At 70.9% G+C, this 16,854-nt stretch carries 16 protein-coding genes; 11 read left to right on the top strand and 5 right to left on the bottom strand.

The annotated features are described in order from the left end of the window. Nucleotides 1-52 precede the first annotated feature (52 nt). From ACICHK_RS40830 to ACICHK_RS40785, 10 genes are all read left to right on the top strand, one after another. The gene (locus tag ACICHK_RS40830) at nt 53-487 is read left to right on the top strand and encodes a YdeI/OmpD-associated family protein (RefSeq protein WP_151470240.1); all 435 of its coding nucleotides are present in this window, start codon (nt 53-55) and stop codon (nt 485-487) included. A 254-nt stretch (nt 488-741) separates the two neighbouring features. Then, on the top strand, nt 742-1,521 hold the full coding sequence (locus ACICHK_RS40825; protein ID WP_406841075.1) for an alpha/beta fold hydrolase: 780 nt from the start codon (nt 742-744) through the stop codon (nt 1,519-1,521). 117 nt (nt 1,522-1,638) lie between these two features. Continuing rightward, the gene (cysC, locus tag ACICHK_RS40820; protein ID WP_406841461.1) at nt 1,639-2,211 is read left to right on the top strand and encodes an adenylyl-sulfate kinase; all 573 of its coding nucleotides are present in this window, start codon (nt 1,639-1,641) and stop codon (nt 2,209-2,211) included. Between the two features lie 5 nt (nt 2,212-2,216). Then, a complete protein-coding gene (gene cysD, locus ACICHK_RS40815) occupies nt 2,217-3,146 on the top strand; it encodes a sulfate adenylyltransferase subunit CysD (protein ID WP_406841460.1) in 930 nt (309 codons plus the stop codon). Between the two features lie 2 nt (nt 3,147-3,148). Continuing rightward, complete coding sequence (locus ACICHK_RS40810) at nt 3,149-4,477, top strand: sulfate adenylyltransferase subunit 1 (protein WP_406841074.1); 1,329 nt, start codon at nt 3,149-3,151, stop codon at nt 4,475-4,477. After that, nucleotides 4,477-5,583 carry an aliphatic sulfonate ABC transporter substrate-binding protein gene (locus ACICHK_RS40805; protein WP_406841073.1) on the top strand — a complete coding sequence of 369 codons (1,107 nt, stop codon included), beginning with the start codon at nt 4,477-4,479 and terminating at the stop codon, nt 5,581-5,583. Before ACICHK_RS40810 ends, ACICHK_RS40805 begins: the two co-directional genes overlap by 1 nt. A 60-nt stretch (nt 5,584-5,643) precedes the next feature. Further along, nucleotides 5,644-6,447, top strand: coding sequence for an ABC transporter ATP-binding protein (locus ACICHK_RS40800; RefSeq protein ID WP_406841072.1), 804 nt, complete (start codon nt 5,644-5,646; stop codon nt 6,445-6,447). Then, nucleotides 6,434-7,351 carry an ABC transporter permease gene (locus ACICHK_RS40795; RefSeq protein ID WP_406841071.1) on the top strand — a complete coding sequence of 306 codons (918 nt, stop codon included), beginning with the start codon at nt 6,434-6,436 and terminating at the stop codon, nt 7,349-7,351. Before ACICHK_RS40800 ends, ACICHK_RS40795 begins: the two co-directional genes overlap by 14 nt. A gap of 449 nt (nt 7,352-7,800) precedes the next feature. After that, the gene (locus tag ACICHK_RS40790) at nt 7,801-9,594 is read left to right on the top strand and encodes an ABC transporter ATP-binding protein (RefSeq protein ID WP_406841070.1); all 1,794 of its coding nucleotides are present in this window, start codon (nt 7,801-7,803) and stop codon (nt 9,592-9,594) included. 121 nt (nt 9,595-9,715) lie between these two features. Further along, entirely contained in the window at nt 9,716-11,659 is a 1,944-nt protein-coding gene (locus tag ACICHK_RS40785; protein WP_406841069.1) for a multicopper oxidase family protein, read from the top strand. 120 nt (nt 11,660-11,779) lie between these two features. Here ACICHK_RS40785 and ACICHK_RS40780 read toward each other — a convergent pair whose 3' ends face one another. Genes ACICHK_RS40780 through ACICHK_RS40770 form a run of 3 tightly spaced genes read right to left on the bottom strand, consistent with a single transcriptional unit; the run spans nt 11,780 to nt 13,981 of the window. Next, the gene (locus ACICHK_RS40780; protein WP_406841068.1) at nt 11,780-12,442 is read right to left on the bottom strand and encodes a sulfotransferase family protein; all 663 of its coding nucleotides are present in this window, start codon (nt 12,440-12,442) and stop codon (nt 11,780-11,782) included. 18 nt (nt 12,443-12,460) lie between these two features. Then, the gene (locus ACICHK_RS40775) at nt 12,461-12,892 is read right to left on the bottom strand and encodes a carboxymuconolactone decarboxylase family protein (protein WP_406841067.1); all 432 of its coding nucleotides are present in this window, start codon (nt 12,890-12,892) and stop codon (nt 12,461-12,463) included. A gap of 60 nt (nt 12,893-12,952) precedes the next feature. Next, complete coding sequence (locus tag ACICHK_RS40770; protein ID WP_406841066.1) at nt 12,953-13,981, bottom strand: methyltransferase; 1,029 nt, start codon at nt 13,979-13,981, stop codon at nt 12,953-12,955. A 221-nt stretch (nt 13,982-14,202) separates the two neighbouring features. Between ACICHK_RS40770 and ACICHK_RS40765 the strand changes: the two genes are divergently transcribed. Beyond that, nucleotides 14,203-14,820, top strand: a complete 618-nt coding sequence (locus ACICHK_RS40765) for a DsbA family protein (protein WP_406841065.1) — start codon at nt 14,203-14,205, stop codon at nt 14,818-14,820. 31 nt (nt 14,821-14,851) lie between these two features. Here the strand turns inward: ACICHK_RS40765 and ACICHK_RS40760 are convergent, their stop codons facing one another. Both ACICHK_RS40760 and ACICHK_RS40755 read right to left on the bottom strand, forming a co-directional pair. Next, nucleotides 14,852-15,730 (bottom strand): NmrA/HSCARG family protein, encoded by an 879-nt coding sequence (locus ACICHK_RS40760; RefSeq protein WP_406841064.1) that lies wholly within the window; start codon nt 15,728-15,730, stop codon nt 14,852-14,854. A gap of 104 nt (nt 15,731-15,834) precedes the next feature. Next, nucleotides 15,835-16,563, bottom strand: coding sequence for an SDR family oxidoreductase (locus ACICHK_RS40755; protein ID WP_406841063.1), 729 nt, complete (start codon nt 16,561-16,563; stop codon nt 15,835-15,837). Nucleotides 16,564-16,854 lie beyond the last annotated feature (291 nt).

Genomic DNA, 16,854 nt, shown 5'->3' with positions numbered 1-16,854 from the left:
ATTCACCCCCGGCCTGAAGGCCGGGGCACTCTCTCAAGATCAGAGGTAGATCATGAAGTTTCTGTCCCACGTCGAGCCGCCCGAGCCCATGCGGGGCCTGCTGGTTCCGCCCGAGGTGGTGGAAGCTCTCGGCGAGGGCTCGCGGCCACCGGTGACGATCACGCTCAACGGGCATTCCTGGAAGAGCCGGGTCGCCTTCCTGCGCGGCCGCCACCTGATCGGCCTCAGCCACGCCAACCGGCAGGCCGCGGGTGTCGAGATCGGCGAGGAGGTCGAGGTCGAGTTGGAGCTCGACACCGAGCCGCGCGTGGTCGTCGAGCCGGAGGATTTCGCCCGGGCCCTGGACGACGACCCGGTCGCCCGCGCCGCGTACGACCGCCTCACGTACAGCCGCAAGCGCGAGCACGTGCGTGCCGTCGAGAGCGCGAAGATGCCCGAGACGCGCCGGCGGCGCATCGAGAAGGCCATCGCCGCCCTGCGGGGCTGAGGCCGGGAGCAGGCCTGCGACCCCATACGCACCAGCCGTTCCTCCGCGCCTCGTTGGTCGACACCTCGAGGTGTGAGGAACGGCTGTTCGCGTTCTCCCGGGAACAACCGCAGGTCGGACACTGGGCGTTGCCGGGGGCAGCAGGCGGTGCGAGCGGGCCGCTACCGGTTCTCGACCGGTGATGCACCGGCGCATTCGAAGCTGCAGACACAGGGCGAGGTGAGAGCACCTCCGGTCGGCACGAGGAGTGCGTGATGCGCAAGGTCGTTTCCCGGGACGGCACGACGATCGCCTACGACACGTCGGGCGAGGGCCCCCCGCTCGTGCTGCTCAACGGTGCGTTCCGCGATCACACGATCTTCGACGAGCTCGTTCCCGAGCTGGCGCGGCACTGCACCGTGTATGCCTACGACCGCCGCGGGCGCGGCCAGAGCGGTGACGCTCCCGAGTACGCCGTCGAGCGGGAGATCGAGGATCTCCAGGCGGTGATCGAGGAGGCGGGCGGCTCGGCGGCCGTGTTCGCCGGGTCCACGGGCGCGAACGTGGCGCTGCGGGCGGCGTTCGCGGGCGCGCCGATCACCAGGCTGGCTCTGCACGAGCCGTTCTTCCGGGTCGAGGGGTTCCCCAAGCCCCCGTCGAACTGCGCGCAGACGCTCCGGGTCATCCTGGAGGAAGGCGACCGGCGCGACGAGGCGGCCGAGTACTTCCTCGGCCCCGTCCTGGGCCTGACCCCCGACGAGGTCGCGCAGTGGCGCAGGAGCCCGCTCTGGGCGATGAACGAGGCGAACGCGCACACGCTGCTGTACGACGTCGAGATCTGCGGCGACTTCACCGTCCCGGCCGGCCGACTCGCCGGATTTTGGACGGAGACGCTGGTCCTCAACAGCGACAGCACCAGCGCCTGGCTGCGTGCGGCGGCGCAGGCGACCGCGGCGGCCCTGCCCAACGGCCGGGGCCTCGAGCTGCCCGGATCCTGGCACCGGATCGACATGGACGTGCTCGGCCGGGCGCTGGTCGAGTTCGCCACCGCCTGAAAGGTCTTGCCGCCCCTGCCCGCGCCGACGCCCTGCAGCGCGGGGGACGTACGGCCCATCCCCGAAAGCACGCCATCTACCTCCCGGGAGAACATCACCGTGACCACGGCTCACACCCTGGCCGCCGGGGACACCGCGGAGGCGGCCCCGGCCGCTGCGCGCGGCGCCACCGTGTGGCTGACCGGGCTGCCCAGCGCGGGCAAGACCACTCTCGCCCGCGCCCTCGCCGAACGCCTGCGCGCCCAGGGACACGAGGTCGAGGTGCTCGACGGCGACGAGATCCGCGCGTTCCTCTCCGCGGGCCTGGGCTTCAGCCGCGCGGACCGGCACACCAACGTGCAGCGGATCGGCTTCGTGGCCGGTCTGCTGGCCTCCCACGGCGTCAAGACGCTGGTTCCGGTCATCGCCCCGTACGCCGACTCCCGCGCCGCCGTCCGTGCCCGGCACGCCGCCCGCGCCACACCGTTCCTGGAGATCCACGTGGCCACCCCGGTCACGCTCTGTTCCCAGCGCGACGTGAAGGGCCTGTACGCCCGGCAGGCGGCCGGCGAGATCTGCGGTCTCACGGGCGTCGACGACCCGTACGAGGCACCGGAGAGCCCGGAGCTGCGCATCCAGACGCAGGGCCGCTCGGTGGCCGATTCCGCAGCCGAGCTACACACCTTCCTGACCGAGAGGGGCCTGGCATGACGACCATGACCCATCGCCTGATCGAGGCGTCGGGGAACCCCTTCGCGCTGACGCACCTGGACGCGCTGGAGTCCGAGGCGGTCCACATCTTCCGCGAGGTGGCGGGCGAGTTCGAGAAGCCGGTGATCCTCTTCTCCGGCGGCAAGGACTCGATCGTCATGCTGCACCTGGCGCTCAAGGCGTTCGCCCCCGCACCGGTGCCGTTCGTGCTGCTGCACGTCGACACCGGGCACAACTTCCGCGAGGCCATCGACTACCGGGACCGCACGGTGGCGCGGCACAACCTGCGCCTGCACGTGGCCTCGGTCCAGGACTACATCGACCGCGGTGTCCTCAAGGAGCGCCCGGACGGCACCCGCAACCCGCTGCAGACCGTCCCGCTGACCGAGGCGATCCGGCAGCACAGGTTCGACGCCGTGTTCGGCGGCGGACGCCGTGACGAGGAGAAGGCCCGCGCCAAGGAGCGCGTCTTCTCCCTGCGCGACGAGTTCTCCCAGTGGGACCCGCGCCGCCAGCGCCCCGAGCTGTGGCAGCTCTACAACGGCCGCCACGCGCCGGGCGAGCACGTGCGCGTCTTCCCGCTGTCCAACTGGACCGAACTGGACGTGTGGCAGTACATCGCCCGCGAGAAGATCGAACTGCCGGAGATCTACTTCGCCCACGAACGGGACGTCTTCCTGCGGGACGGCATGTGGCTGACCGCCGGCGCGTGGGGCGGCCCCAGGGACGGCGAGAGGGTCGAGAAACGGCTCGTCCGCTACCGCACCGTGGGCGACATGTCCTGCACCGGCGCCGTCGACTCCGACGCCGCCACGCTCGACGCGGTGATCGCCGAGATCGCCCTCTCCCGCCTCACCGAGCGGGGCGCGACCCGGGCCGACGACAAGCTGTCCGAGGCCGCGATGGAAGACCGCAAGCGCGAGGGGTACTTCTAGCGATGACCACCACCACCGAGCAGCTCAGCGCCACCACGCTGCTGCGCTTCGCCACCGCGGGTTCCGTCGACGACGGCAAGTCCACCCTGGTCGGACGCCTGCTGCACGACTCCAAGTCGGTCCTGACCGACCAGCTGGAGGCCGTCGAGCACGCCTCCCGCAACCGCGGCCAGGACACCCCCGACCTCGCGCTGCTCACCGACGGCCTGCGGGCCGAGCGGGAGCAGGGCATCACCATCGACGTCGCCTACCGCTACTTCGCCACCGCGCGCCGCCGGTTCATCCTCGCCGACACCCCCGGCCACGTGCAGTACACCCGCAACATGGTCACCGGCGCCTCCACCGCCGACCTCGCCGTCGTCCTCGTCGACGCCCGCAACGGCCTGGTCGAGCAGACCCGCCGGCACACCGCGGTCGCCGCCCTGCTGCGGGTGCCCCACGTGGTCCTGGCCGTCAACAAGATGGACCTCGTCGGCTACGAGGAGTGCGTCTTCGCGAGGATCGCCGAGGAGTTCACCTCGTACGCCGCCACGCTCGGGGTCAAGAACGTCGTGGCGATCCCGCTCTCCGCGCTGGCCGGCGACAACGTCGTCGAGCACTCCGCCGCCATGGACTGGTACGGCGGCCGGACCCTGCTGGAGCACCTGGAGAGCGTCCCGGTCGGCAGCGACCCGAGACAGGAGCCCGCCCGCTTACCGGTCCAGTACGTGATCCGCCCGCAGAGTGCCGAGCACCCCGACTACCGGGGCTACGCCGGCCAGATCGCCTCCGGCGTGCTGCGGGTCGGGGACGCCGTCACCGTCCTGCCCTCGGGCCGCACCACTGCCGTCGCGGCCATCGACGCGCTCGGCACGCAGACGGACGTCGCCTGGGCGCCCCAGTCCGTCACCGTCCGGCTCACCGACGACGTCGACGTCTCGCGCGGCGACCTGATCGCGGCCGGGGGCACGGCCAAGGCGCCCGCCACGGACATCGAGGCCGGCGTCTGTCACCTCAACGAGCGCCCCCTGCACGTCGGCGCCAGGGTCCTGCTCAAGCACACCACCCGCACCGTGCGCGCCGTGGTCGAGGACATCTCCTACCGGATCGACATCAGCACGCTCGAACGGCGCCCCGGCGGCGAGGGTCTGCGGGTCAACGACATCGGCCACGTCGTGCTGCGCACGGCCGAGCCGCTCGCCCTCGACCCCTACGCCGACAACCGCCGGACGGGCTCGTTCCTGCTGATCGACCCGGCCGACGGCACCACCCTCGCGGCCGGCATGGCGGATGAGCCCTTCGAGACCGTGCGGCGCGCAGCCGAAGCAGCCAACGAGGAGGACTGGGTCTGATGCAGTATCGGACGATCGGGCGCATGGCCACGGCGGCCGTGGCGGTGACCGCGGCTGCCGGACTGCTGTCGGGCTGCGGCTACGGCGCCAGTGCCGAGCCGGCCCCGGCGAAGCAGACCGAGGGCGCCTCGGGTGCGAAGCTCTCCGCCGGCACCGTGAAGATCGGTTACTTCCCGAACCTCACGCACGCAACCGCCCTGGTGGGCCTGCAGGACGGCCTGTTCCAGAAGGAGTTGGGGTCGACCCGGATCAAGTCCCAGTTCTTCAACGCCGGTCCGGCCGAGATCGAGGCGCTCAACGCCGGTTCGATCGACATCGGCTGGATCGGCCCGAACTCGGCGATCAACGGCTACGTCAAGTCGCACGGCACGTCCCTGCGGGTCATCGGTGGCGCGGCCTCCGGCGGTGTCAAGCTGGTGGTCAACCCGGCGAGGATCAGCTCGCTGGACGGCCTGCGGGGCAAGCGGCTCGCCACCCCGCAGCTGGGCGGTACCCAGGACGTCGCCCTGCTCAACTATCTGGCGGGCAGGGGCTACAAGGTGGACGCGGCCTCCGGGGCGGGCGACGTCAGTGTGCTCCGTACGGAGAACAAGGTGGTGCCGGAGGCGTACAAGTCAGGCTCCATCGACGGCGCCTGGGTGCCCGAGCCGACCGCCTCCAGGCTGGTCACGCTCGGCGCGAAGGTCCTGCTGGACGAGAAGTCGCTGTGGCCGAACGGCAAGTTCGTGACCACCGACATCATCGTCTCGCAGAAGTTCCTGACCGCGCACCCCGACGTGGTCGAGGCCGTGCTGCGCGGCTCGCTGGCGGCCAACGCCTTCATCAAGGCCGACCCGCAGAAGGCGAAGGCCGACGCCAACCTGCGGATCAAGGCCGACACGGGCAATGCGCTGCCGCCCGCCATCCTCGACCCCGCGTGGGCGAGCATCGACTTCATCGACGACCCGCTGGCCGGCACCCTGCAGGCCGGGGCCGACCACGCGGTCGCCGCGGGCCTGCTCGACAAGCCCGAACTCTCCGGGATCGTCGACCTGACCCTGCTCAACAAGGTACTCACGGCGGCGGGCCGGCCCGCCGTGGCGGACGCCGGGCTCGGCGTCGAGTGACGACCCGCACCCCGTAGCTCCGCGCAGTGCCCCCGTCCACGCCCGCAGGAGGTTTCCGCCATGACCACGGCACTGGCCGTCCCGAAGTACGTCCCCGTCGTCGAGACCACAAACGACTGCCCAGCGGTCCGGCTCTCGCACGTCTCCAAGGCCTTCGGCCGCCCCGGTGCGGGCTCCGTCGTGCTCGACGACATCGACCTGGACGTGGCCCCGGGCGAGTTCGTCACCCTGCTCGGCGCTTCCGGCTGCGGCAAATCCACCCTGTTGAACCTGGTGGCGGGGCTCGACGAGCCCAGCGCCGGAACCATCGACGTACCCGGCACCCGGCCGTCGCTGATGTTCCAGGACCACGCGCTGTTCCCGTGGCTGAGCGCGGGTCGCAACATCGAGCTGGCGCTGCGCCTGGCGGGCGTGGAGCGCGAGAGGCGCAGGCCCGAGGCCGAGCGGCTGCTGGAGCTGGTCCGCCTGGGCGGCGCGTACCGCAAGCGGGTGCACGAGCTCTCCGGCGGCATGCGCCAGCGCGTGGCCCTGGCGCGCGCGCTCGCCCAGGGCAGCACCGTACTGCTGATGGACGAGCCGTTCGCCGCACTCGACGCCATCACCCGGGACGTCCTGCACGAGGAGATCACCCGGATCTGGAACGAGCGCAAGCTCACCGTCCTGTTCGTCACCCACAACGTCAGAGAGGCCGTGCGCCTGGCCCAGCGCGTCGTCCTGCTGTCGTCCCGGCCCGGCCGGATCGCCCGGGAGTGGCGCGTGGACCTGCCGCATGCGCTGCGGGGCGAATCCGCCGAGGTCGCGGCGCTGTCCACCGAAATCACCGAGCACCTGCGTGGGGAGATACGCCGCCATGTCCAGCACTGACACCCGGCCCGCGGCAAGCGGCCGCGGTGAGCGCCACGACGGCGCGGGCGCCGGCCTGGACACGCTGCGGGCCGGCCTGGACGCACTGGAGGCCGGCCACGCGCAGCGCGCCTCGTATCGCCAGGTACTGCGGGCGAAAGCGCTGCCGCCGGTCCTGGGCGTCGTGCTGGTCGTCGGTCTGTGGCAGCTCGCCTGCAGCCTGCACCTGGCCAGCCCCGAGAAACTGTCGAGTCCGGCCGAGGTGTGGCACGCGCTCACGCTCCTGTGGAGCGACGGCACCCTGTTCTCCATCATCTGGACCAGCCTGTGGCGCGGCGTCACGGGCTTCGTGGCGGCCGTCGCGATCGGTACGCCGATCGGCCTGGTCGTCGCCCGGGTCAAGCCGGTACGGGCCGCCATCGGGCCGGTGCTGACGGGCCTGCAGTCGCTGCCTTCGGTCGCCTGGGTACCGGCCGCCGTCATCTGGCTCGGCATCAACAACTCGGCCATGTACGCCGTGATCCTGCTGGGTGCGACGCCCTCGATCGCCAACGGCCTGATCGCCGGGGTCGACCAGGTGCCGCCGCTGTTCCTGCGGGCCGGCCGCACGCTCGGTGCCAGCGGTCTGCGCGGCGCCCGGCACGTGCTGCTGCCCGCCGCCCTGCCCGGGTACCTGGCCGGTCTCAAGCAGGGCTGGGCGTTCTCCTGGCGCTCCCTGATGGCCGCCGAGCTCATCGCCTCCTCCCCCGATCTGGGGATCGGCCTCGGCCGCTACCTGCAGAACCAGCGGGAGTTCTCCGACATGCCGGGTGTGCTGCTCGGCATCATCCTGATCTTCGCCGTCGGCGTCGCCATCGACCTGCTGTTCTTCAGCCCGCTGGAGCGCCGGGTGCTGCGCAGCCGCGGACTGCTGGCCGCGCGCTGAGGCGCCCGTCCTCCGGCGGAACTCGACACGGTCTTGACGTCCTGTCGAGCACCGTCGCACACGATGACCTCGGGCGGTTCCCCTACGAACGGAGACCGACATGGGCGCAAGGCCCAGTTCCGCTCTGCGATTTCTATGGAAGACATTGAGCGAAGGCCTGATGTGGACGGGGTTTGCGTGGAGCGGCATGTCTCCCCCCTGCACATGGAAGGAACCCGCCGCCCTGCCCGCCGACCAGCCGTGCCTGCCACCGCTGTCGGACGCGGAGCTCGCCCAATGGACGGCACTGGTCCGACAGCTGGGATAGGCACGACCCCGATCTGGTGACCACGCCGCGGCACCTGCCCGTGTCCACGGCTCTCGTTGTGCGCGGGGCCCCGGCGGCTTCGACTCCGCGGCCGCCCCGCGTTTTGCCGACTGGAACCGACCAACAAGCAAAGGAGGCCAGGGTGAGCAGCGCCGGCTCGGGCACCACGCGTCCCCAGGCACTGACGAAAGACGGCCAGTTGCGACGCATCCTCAAGCTGTTCCGCCCGTATCGGAGGAAGCTGCTGTCCGTCGTGTTGCTGGTCGCGGGCTCCTCCCTGGTCGCCCTCGTCAACCCGTTCCTGATCCGCGAGATCATGGACACGGCGCTGCCGCAGGACAGGCTGGGGCTGCTGTCCCTGCTCTCCCTCGGCATGATCATGGTGTCGGTCACCACCAGCTCGTTCAACGTCTGGCAGACGCACGTGTCGGCCACGGTGGGCCAGCTCGTCATGCACGACCTGCGCACGGCGGTGTACTCCCACCTGCAGCGGATGTCGCTGGCCTTCTTCGCGCGCACCCGGACCGGCGAGGTGCAGTCGCGCATCTCCAACGACATCGGCGGGATGCAGGTCACCATCACGACCACCGCCACGGCGCTGCTGTCCGACGTGACGGTCGTCATCGCCGCGACCACCGCCATGTTCCTGCTCGACTGGCGGCTGACGCTCGCGTCCATGCTCATGCTTCCGGTGTTCGCCCTGGTGAGCCGTCGCGTGGGGAACCAGCGGCGGGACATCACCCGTGACCGGCAGCGGCAGCTCGCCGAGCTGTCCTCGACCATGCAGGAGTCGCTGTCGATCAGCGGGATCCTGCTCAGCCACACCATGGGCCGTTCGCACTCCCTGACCGACGACTTCGCCCGGCAGTCGCGCAAGCTCACCGACGTCGAGGTGCGCGTCACCACCGCGGGCCTGTGGTACCAGTCCACGATCTGGATCGTCATCGCCTCCATGCCGGCGATGATCTACTGGGTCGCGGGGCTGACCTCGAGCAACGGCCACATGGCCATCTCCATCGGCTCCCTGGTCGCGTTCACCTCCCTCCAGCAGAGCCTGTTCCGCCCGGCGCAGCGGCTGCTGACCGTCGGGATCGAGATCCAGGGCTCTCTGGAGCTGTTCGGCCGCATCTTCGAGTACCTCGATCTGCCCGTCGACATCGCCGAGCCCGAGCGGCCCATCGAGCCGGCCGCCCTGCGGGGGGAGGTGCGCATGCGGGGGGTCGGCTTCTCCTACGCGGGAACGCAGCGGCCGACGCTGGCCGGCGTCGACGTGACCGTCCCCGCGGGCCGCAGCCTGGCGATCGTCGGAGAGACCGGCTCGGGAAAGACCACGCTCAGCTACCTCATCCCGCGGCTGTACGACGTCACGTCCGGTTCCGTGACGATCGACGGGGTCGACGTACGCGACCTGTCCTTCGACACGCTCACGGCCGCGGTCGGCGTCGTCGCCCAGGAGACCTACCTGTTCCACGCCACGGTCGCGGACAACCTGCGGTTCGCCAAGCCCGACGCGACCGACGAGGAGCTGTTCGCGGCGGCACGGATCGCCCACATCCACGACTATCTGATGTTGCTGCCCGACGGCTACGACACGGTGGTCGGCGAGCGCGGCTACCGGTTCTCCGGCGGCGAGAAGCAGCGCCTGGCGATCGCCCGCACCATCCTGCGCGACCCGCCGATCCTGGTGCTCGACGAGGCCACCAGCGCCCTGGACACCCACACCGAGCAGGCCGTGCAGAAGGCCATCGACGCGGCCAGCGTGGGCCGTACCACCATCACGGTCGCCCACCGGCTGTCGACCGTCCGCAACGCCGACGAGATCATCGTGCTGGACCGGGGCCGGGTCCTGGAGCGCGGCACCCACGACGAGCTGCTCCTGCGCGGCGGCCACTACGCGACGCTCATCAACCGGGACACCGAGCCTGTGGCGGTCTGAGACGCCCCCGGACGGCCCTGCCCGGGGCAGGGCCGGCCGCCGGCGCCGGGCCCCGCCCCCAAGACACGTCCTGGAGCCGGGTTCGAGTCCGGCGAGAGCGGCCGCCCCTACCTTCGGGCGAATGGATCCCACAGCCTCCGAACCATTCGAGCCGTCCGGGCCGAACCGCCGCACGCTGCTGCGTTACGGCGCCCTGACCGGGCTGGGCGCCCTGGTGACCGCCACCCCCTTCTTCAGGTCGGACGGCGCGGCCGCCGTGACGGCCGGCGGGCCCGAGCCGACGGCGCCCGAGCTGAAGCTGACGAAGTTCAGGGATCCGCTGCGGGTCCCGCCGGTGCTGCGCCCCCGCGACCGCGGCGACCATGACGAGCTGACCGTCCGTATGCGCACCGCCGACGTCACCGTGCATTCGGAGATGCCGCCGGTGACGATGTGGACGTACGAGGGCGTCTACCCGGGCCCGACGATCAAGACGGTCAGCGGCCGTCCGCTGCGGATCGTCTGGGAGAACCGGCTGACGGGCGACATCCCCGTCACGGCCGTCGACTTCGGCTCGGCCACGGGCCGCTCACCCGACCCGCTCTCCAACTACCCCGGCACGGCGGGGACCCAGGTGGTCCCCGGCGTGTCGGACCTGGCGCCGTGGGCCGCGGTGCACCTGCACGGCATGCTGACCGGCGGCGGCAACGACGGCTGGATGGAGAACCTCACAGGTCCGGGCGACGTGCAGTTGTCGGCCTATCCGAACGACCAGGCCGCGACCACGCTCTGGTACCACGACCACACCCACCACGTGAGCCGCTTCAGTGTCTACGCCGGGCTCGCGGGCCTGTTCCTCTCCCGCAACGAGGAGGAGGAGGCGCTCGACCTGCCCGACGGCGCCCGTGACGTGCCGCTGTTCCTCAGCGACCGCAACTTCGACGTGGACGGGTCCGGTGCCCTCGTCGGCCGGCTGGTCCACAAGGTGGAGATGGTCGGCCCGCAGCGGCTCATGCGGACCCACGCGGCCCCCTACACCCTGGTCAACGGGGTGGTCTGGCCGTACCTGGAGGTCGCGCCGCGCTGGTACCGGTTCCGGATCGTCAACGCCGCGAACTCCCGGCTGTACCGGCTGATGCTGCTGGCGGACGGCAAGCCCGTCCCGGGGGCGCTGAAGGTGATCGGGACCGACCAGGGCCTGATCGACAAGCCGCTGGCCGTCGAGGGGGCGCTCGTCCTCTCCCCCGGCGAGCGCGCCGATGTACTGATCGACTTCAGCGCGTTCCGGGGGCGGGCCCTGAAGCTGGTCAACACGCTGGAGGGCCTCGCGCCCGGTGCCCCGGACAAGTCCAACGACCTGCTGGAGCCCGACGTGATGGAGTTCCGCGTCGCGGACCGGGGACCGTCCAAGGGGTTTGTGCTGCCGGAGGTCCTCTCGCCCACGTTCAAGCGGCTCACCCACCACGACCTGCCCCACGACGCCGCCCCCCGGTGGGTGGTCGTGGTCGGTCCCGGCTCGACGAACGTTCCCGAGCTGTGGGAGATGGAGGAGGTCGATCCTGCGGGGATCACGTTCCCGTCCCCCGGGACCGTCCAGGTCCAGGACGCCGAGGGCACCGTCACGACGCTGCGCAGGACGGCGATGGCGTACGACGACGGCAGGACGTTCACCGCCGCGCTCGGCAGCGTGGAGATCTGGAAGTACCTCAACCTCGCCACGTCCCCGCACCCCATGCACATCCATCTGTCGCACTTCCAGGTGCTGTCCCGCGAGAACTACGACATCACCGGGTTCGACCGGGCCACCCGCGGCTCGGCCAGGCCCATCGCGTTCAAGGCCGCGGGGGTGCTGGAAGCGCACGAGCTCGGGGAGAAGGACGTCATCCGGGTGGGTACGGCGGGCCGGCTCGCGCCGAACGCCACGGTGGGCGAACTGGTCACCGTGGCGGTCCGGTTCCCCGTCGTGGGCAGGGGCGTCCACCACTGCCACATGCTGGAGCACGAGCAGCACATGGTGCGGCCCCTCGTGGTGTCGCCGGCCGTCCATCTGCACGCGGGCGGCAGCCACACGCACGCCATGCCGTGAGCCCGCGCCGGTGATCGGCGCGGGCCCACCGGGCGCGCCCGGAATCCCGCAACCCCGGAGCGGCGGCCGGCGTCCGAGGACGCCGGCCGCCGCTCTGGTCGTGGTGCCGGGACTCTCCGCTCAGGGGGCAGGGACCGGGCCGGCGCCGGCGGCCTGGGCTATCCGCCGGCGCATCTCCTCGGAGCTGTTGGCGCGCGGGAACTGCTCGTCGGGAACCTCCACCCCGAGGAACGCGCACAGCGGCTCCCACCCCTGCTTCACGTCGTACACGAGGACGTTGTCCGCGCCGAGGGCGCGGACGACGTCCTCGGTGTGCCGGTGGTAGACCTCGATGGCGTGGTCCTTGTCCGAGAACCGGCCGTCGAAGAGGCCCTCCCAGACCAGGGCGTTGACGACGCGGAACAGCCGGGCCTGGCGGGAGCCCGGCTCGGGCGGGTGCTCCATGGTCCGCAGCGCGAACTGGTACAGCGTGTCGTGGGTGCTCTTGTACCAGCCCTCGGCGTCGCGCACGGTGAGGACCACCTTGGCCTCGGGGAGCGCCTCGCTGATCTGCCGGTAGTAGACGGTGGAGGGGCCGTCCACCGCGGAGGTGTAGCCGTCGTAGAGCGCGGCCCAGTCGGGGCGCTCGCCGTCGCAGATGATCCGCTCCCACCGGGCGAGGCGCTCTTCGTCGTCGACGATCTCGAACATGTGGAAGCAGGGCCCCAGACCGAGCCGCTCCAGGGCCACCTGGAGTGATGTCGTGCCGGTCCGGCCGAGGCCGGCGTTGATGAGCTTCAACACGGTGGTGTCTCCTCTTCCTCAGCGCCAGACCGCGTCGTCCTGGTGGGTGGCGACGTTCACCCTGTTCCAGAAGTTGACCAGACTGATGTGCATGACCAGGGCGCCGAGCTGCACGTCGGTGTAGTGCTTGGAGGCGTTCGCCCAGACCTCGTCCGACGGCGCGCTTCGGGCGTCGGTCTGCACGGTGACGGCCTCGGCCAGCTCCAGGGCGGCGCGCTCGGCGTCGGTGAAGGAGGGCTCGGTCCGCCACGTGTCCACCAGCAACAGGCGCTTGTCCGCGGGCTCGGCCGGGAAGGTGTAGACCCGGCCGTTGAGCCCGGCGACGCGCAGCCGGATGAGGTCGAGGGTCGACTGCTCCACGCCGGCCTTGCCGAGGACCTCGGACAGGTCGAGCAGGGGCTGCAGGGCGCCGGGAACGACCAGGGAGGGGTTGCCCATCCGTTGAGCCATCGGGAGTTCTCCTGTGTGATAGCGGTGCGCTGGAAGGTGACAGGACGCCGGACAGGGCCGTCAGACCGGGATCGCCTCGATGATCGAGATCGGTGACGCGGTGGGGATCACCCTGCTGATCTGGAAGCCCGCCCTGGCGAACAGCTCGGTGTACTGCGCGAGGGTGCGGTCCTGGGAACCGATCATCAGCATCAGCCACAGGTCGATGGTGTGGCCGATGTGGCGCTCGTTGTTCTCGGGGAGCACGTACTCGATGCACAGCAGCTTGCCGTCGGGGCCGATCGCCTCGTGCGCGTTGCGCAGGGCGGTCAGGGCATCTTCCTCGGAGAAGTTGTGGATGATGCGCTTGAACAGGTACGCATCACCGCCCTTGGGCAGCTTGCCGAGGTAGCCGCCGTGCTCGACGGTGCAGCGGTCCGCGACGCCGGCCTCCTCGAAGAGCGAGGCCGAGTCCACGGTCGCGATCTCGAAGTCGTACAGCACGCCCCTGGCGTTCGGCGCCTGCTGGAGGATTCCCGCCAGGAGGTAGCCGCGGCCGCCGATGACGTCCACGACGGTGTGGAACCGGGAGAAGTCGTAGGCGGCCAGGACCGGGTCGGTCTCCGACTCCGAGACCTTGCCGAACGCCTGGAAGAACGCGGCGGCGTAGGAGGGGTTCGCGTGGAAGAAATCCAGCGTGCTCATGCCGCGCAGCTTGGGCAGGTTGGCCTCGCCGGTCTGCACGGTGGTGAGCAGGTGGCCCCACTCCTCGTGCAGCAGGGGGTGGCTCATCAGCTGGGCGAACTTCCGCATCGAGTCCTGGGCGTCCTCGCGGAGCTTGTCGGACAGCGCCGTGTTCTCGTACCGCCCGTCCGGACGGATTGCGAAGACTTTGTGGCCGGACAGCGCGCGCAGGATCCGGTGGGTCGCCTGCGGGTCGGCTTCGACCCGCAGTGCGATGTCCGCGGCGGACAGCGGCGCGTCGGCGAGCACGTCGGCGATGCCGAGCCGGGCCGCGACGGAGATCGCCTGGGTGATGACGGCACCCTGAATCAATTCGAGCAGCGCGTAGGAATCCGACTGGTCGCGGACCTCGGCCGATGCGGGCATCGCTTTCCCCTCAGAGTGTCTTTTCTCGGATTCCGGACGATAAGTCGACGCTTCTCTCCGCCGCAACCGACCAAGTTTCTCACGGCATTGACAAGAATATTCAACCGGGGAATTCTCGCGTTTGAACGGAGCCCACCTCTACTAGCACTCGACCGGGAATCCGACCCCGCTTGTCAGGCTGTGCCGACCGCGAACTCGCCATCGCCTTGAGGAGGCCGACGTTGGCCCGCGACACCCCGACCCCGGTGGATTTCTGGTTCGACCCGACCTGCCCCTGGGCGTGGATGACATCCCGGTGGGTCCTCGAGGTCGCGAAGCGGCGGCCCCTGGAGATCCGCTGGCACATCATGAGCCTGACGCTGCTCAACGAGGGACGCGCGGACCTGGACGAGCGCTGGCACCGTGACCTGGCCCTGCGCATGGAGCCGGTACGGGTCTGCGCCGCCGCCGAGCACACGTACGGACCCGGGGCGCTGCGCCGGCTCTACACCGAACTCGGCACCCGGTTCCACCTCGAGAAGGCGCCCAAGGAGCGGGCCACCTACGAGGCGGCCCTGGCCGCCTCGGGCCTCGATCGCGCCCTGGCCGACGCGGCCGGGTCCGACGCGTTCGACGGCGCGGTGCGTGCTTCGCACCACGACGCCATCGCCCGCGTCGGCACCGATGTGGGCACCCCCGTCATCGCCGTGGGGGACGTGGCCTTCTTCGGACCCGTGGTGACGCCCACACCGCGGGGGGAGGCCGCGGTGAAGCTCTGGGACGGCGTGCTCGCGGTGGCCGAGACCGACGGGTTCTTCGAGCTCAAGCGCACCCGGAACCGGAACCCGATCTTCGCCTGAGCCCCGGCGTCCACCACGGCCGGCCCGGGCGTCAGCCGCGGGCCGCGACCGCCGGGGCGGTCCAGTTGTCCTTCAGCCACGCCTCCAGGGAGACCAGGTCCGGCCTGTTCTTGCGCAGTTCGCTCAGGTCGGCCCGGAAACCGTCACGCTCGAACCAGTCGAACATGTTGGCCAGGTCCGGGCGGCCCGCGCGCAGCGGCTCGATGGGCAGCTGCTGGAAGCGGGTCGGGATGCCGGAGACGGTCTCGAACGCCGCGGCCATCTGCGGCCCGGTCAGCTCGTCGCTGGCGATGTCGACCGTCCGGCCGATCCATTCCTGCGGGTTCTCGAAGGCGTCCGCGGCGAAGGCGCCGATGTCGCTCGTCGCCATGATCTGCACCGAGGTCTCGGGGCGGAGCCACATGGCCAGGACGAGCTCGCCCTGCCGCGCGCGCGGGGCGATGTCGAGGAGGATGTCGTGGAACATCGCCGGCCGCAGCACCGTGGCCGGCAGGTCGAGCGTCGCCAGGTACTGCTCCCCCACCAGCTTGCTCTCGAAGTGCGGGACGCGGGTGTCCCGGTCCGCACCGCCGACCGAGCTGTAGACGAAGTGCCTCACCCCGGCCCGCACCGCGGCGTCGGCCACCGCCTTGCCCTGGCGGATCTCGGCCTCGACGCCGCCGGCGCCCCGGAAGGTCTGCACGCTGAAGACCCCGTACGCGCCCTGCGTCGCCGCCGCCAGCGACGCCTCGTCATCCATGTCACCGCGGACGAGGACCGCGCCCGCCTCCTCCAGCGCCCGCGCCTGGGCCTTTCGCGGGTCGCGGACCAGGGCGCGTACGGAGAAACCGCGCCGCAGCAGGTCGCGGGCGACCGCCCCGCCCTGCCGGCCGGTGCCGCCCGTCACCAGGATCGTCTTAGCAACCGCCACTGTCTGCCTCCATGTCGTGTGCCCGCCGGGCCTCGCCCGGCCCGGCTGTCAGGTGTGATGGCCGCGAACGGCCGGGGTCCCTCGCGAGGTGGTGACGTTGCGCGCTACCACGGAACGGGGCCGTCGTCGGACAGGCACTGGCCCGACGGACCCGCCTCGTCCAGCGTGGCGAGCCGGACGGCGATCTTTGCGCCCTCGGCGGGTGACCGGAACCCGCGGTTGTGGTTGATGTCGGTCGCCACCACCCCGGGGAGCGCCGCGTTGACCTTGATCGGGGTCTCCCGCAGCTCCTTGGCGTAGGCGAGCGTCACCGCGTTCAGGGCGGTCTTCGAGGCCTGGTAGGCGATCATGTTGAGGCCCGCCACAGGGCCGCTCGCAGCCGAGGCCAGGGTCAGCGAGCCCACGTGACTGGACAGGTTGACGATGCGGCCGGCCGGGGAACGGCGCAGCAGCGGCAGCATCGCGCAGGTCACGGTGACCACCCCGAACACATTGGTCTCGAAGACCTCCCGCAGGTCGACGGCGGTCGCCTCACTGGGCGTCCCGGTGAAGCCGCCCGCGATGCCGGCGTTGTTCACCAGGATGTCCAGGCGCCCCAGCCGCCGCTCGATCTCGCGGGCCGCCTCCTCCACGGAGGCCGGGTCCCTCACGTCGAGCCGGAGCGGCACGGCCGTGACGCCGTCGTCCGCCAGCGCGTCGGCGGCCTGCTTGCCGAGCACCTCGTCCCGGGCGCCGACGACAACGATGATCCCCTGCTCGCCGAGTTGTCGCGCAATGGCGAATCCGATGCCCTTATTGGCGCCCGTGACGAGCGCGACCTTCTCGAACGGCACGTTTTTCCCTTTCGTGAGGTCCAGGTTCCGCTGTGCCCGGAACGCCACTTCGCCGGATACGCCAAGGCGGCGGGCGGAACATCGTGCGCCCGGTTTTTAAGCAACGAATCAATGCGTTCACGGCACGGAACGCAAATTCCCGCCCGCCTTTGATGCTGCCGGTCGAACCATCCTGTTCAAACGCTGAAAGCCCGCGGTCGAACAGCGGACCGGCGAGCGATCGAGAAGGATCGGCCCGCCTTCAAGGCGCCCTCCACCCGGGGTCCGGGGCGCCCGGCGAGACTGCCCACG

Source organism: Streptomyces sp. AHU1, from assembly GCF_045343905.1.
Lineage (GTDB): Bacteria > Actinomycetota > Actinomycetes > Streptomycetales > Streptomycetaceae > Streptomyces > Streptomyces triticiradicis.
The sequence above is the reverse complement of the archived record's forward strand: the minus strand, read 5'-3'. Positions and strand labels throughout refer to the sequence as shown.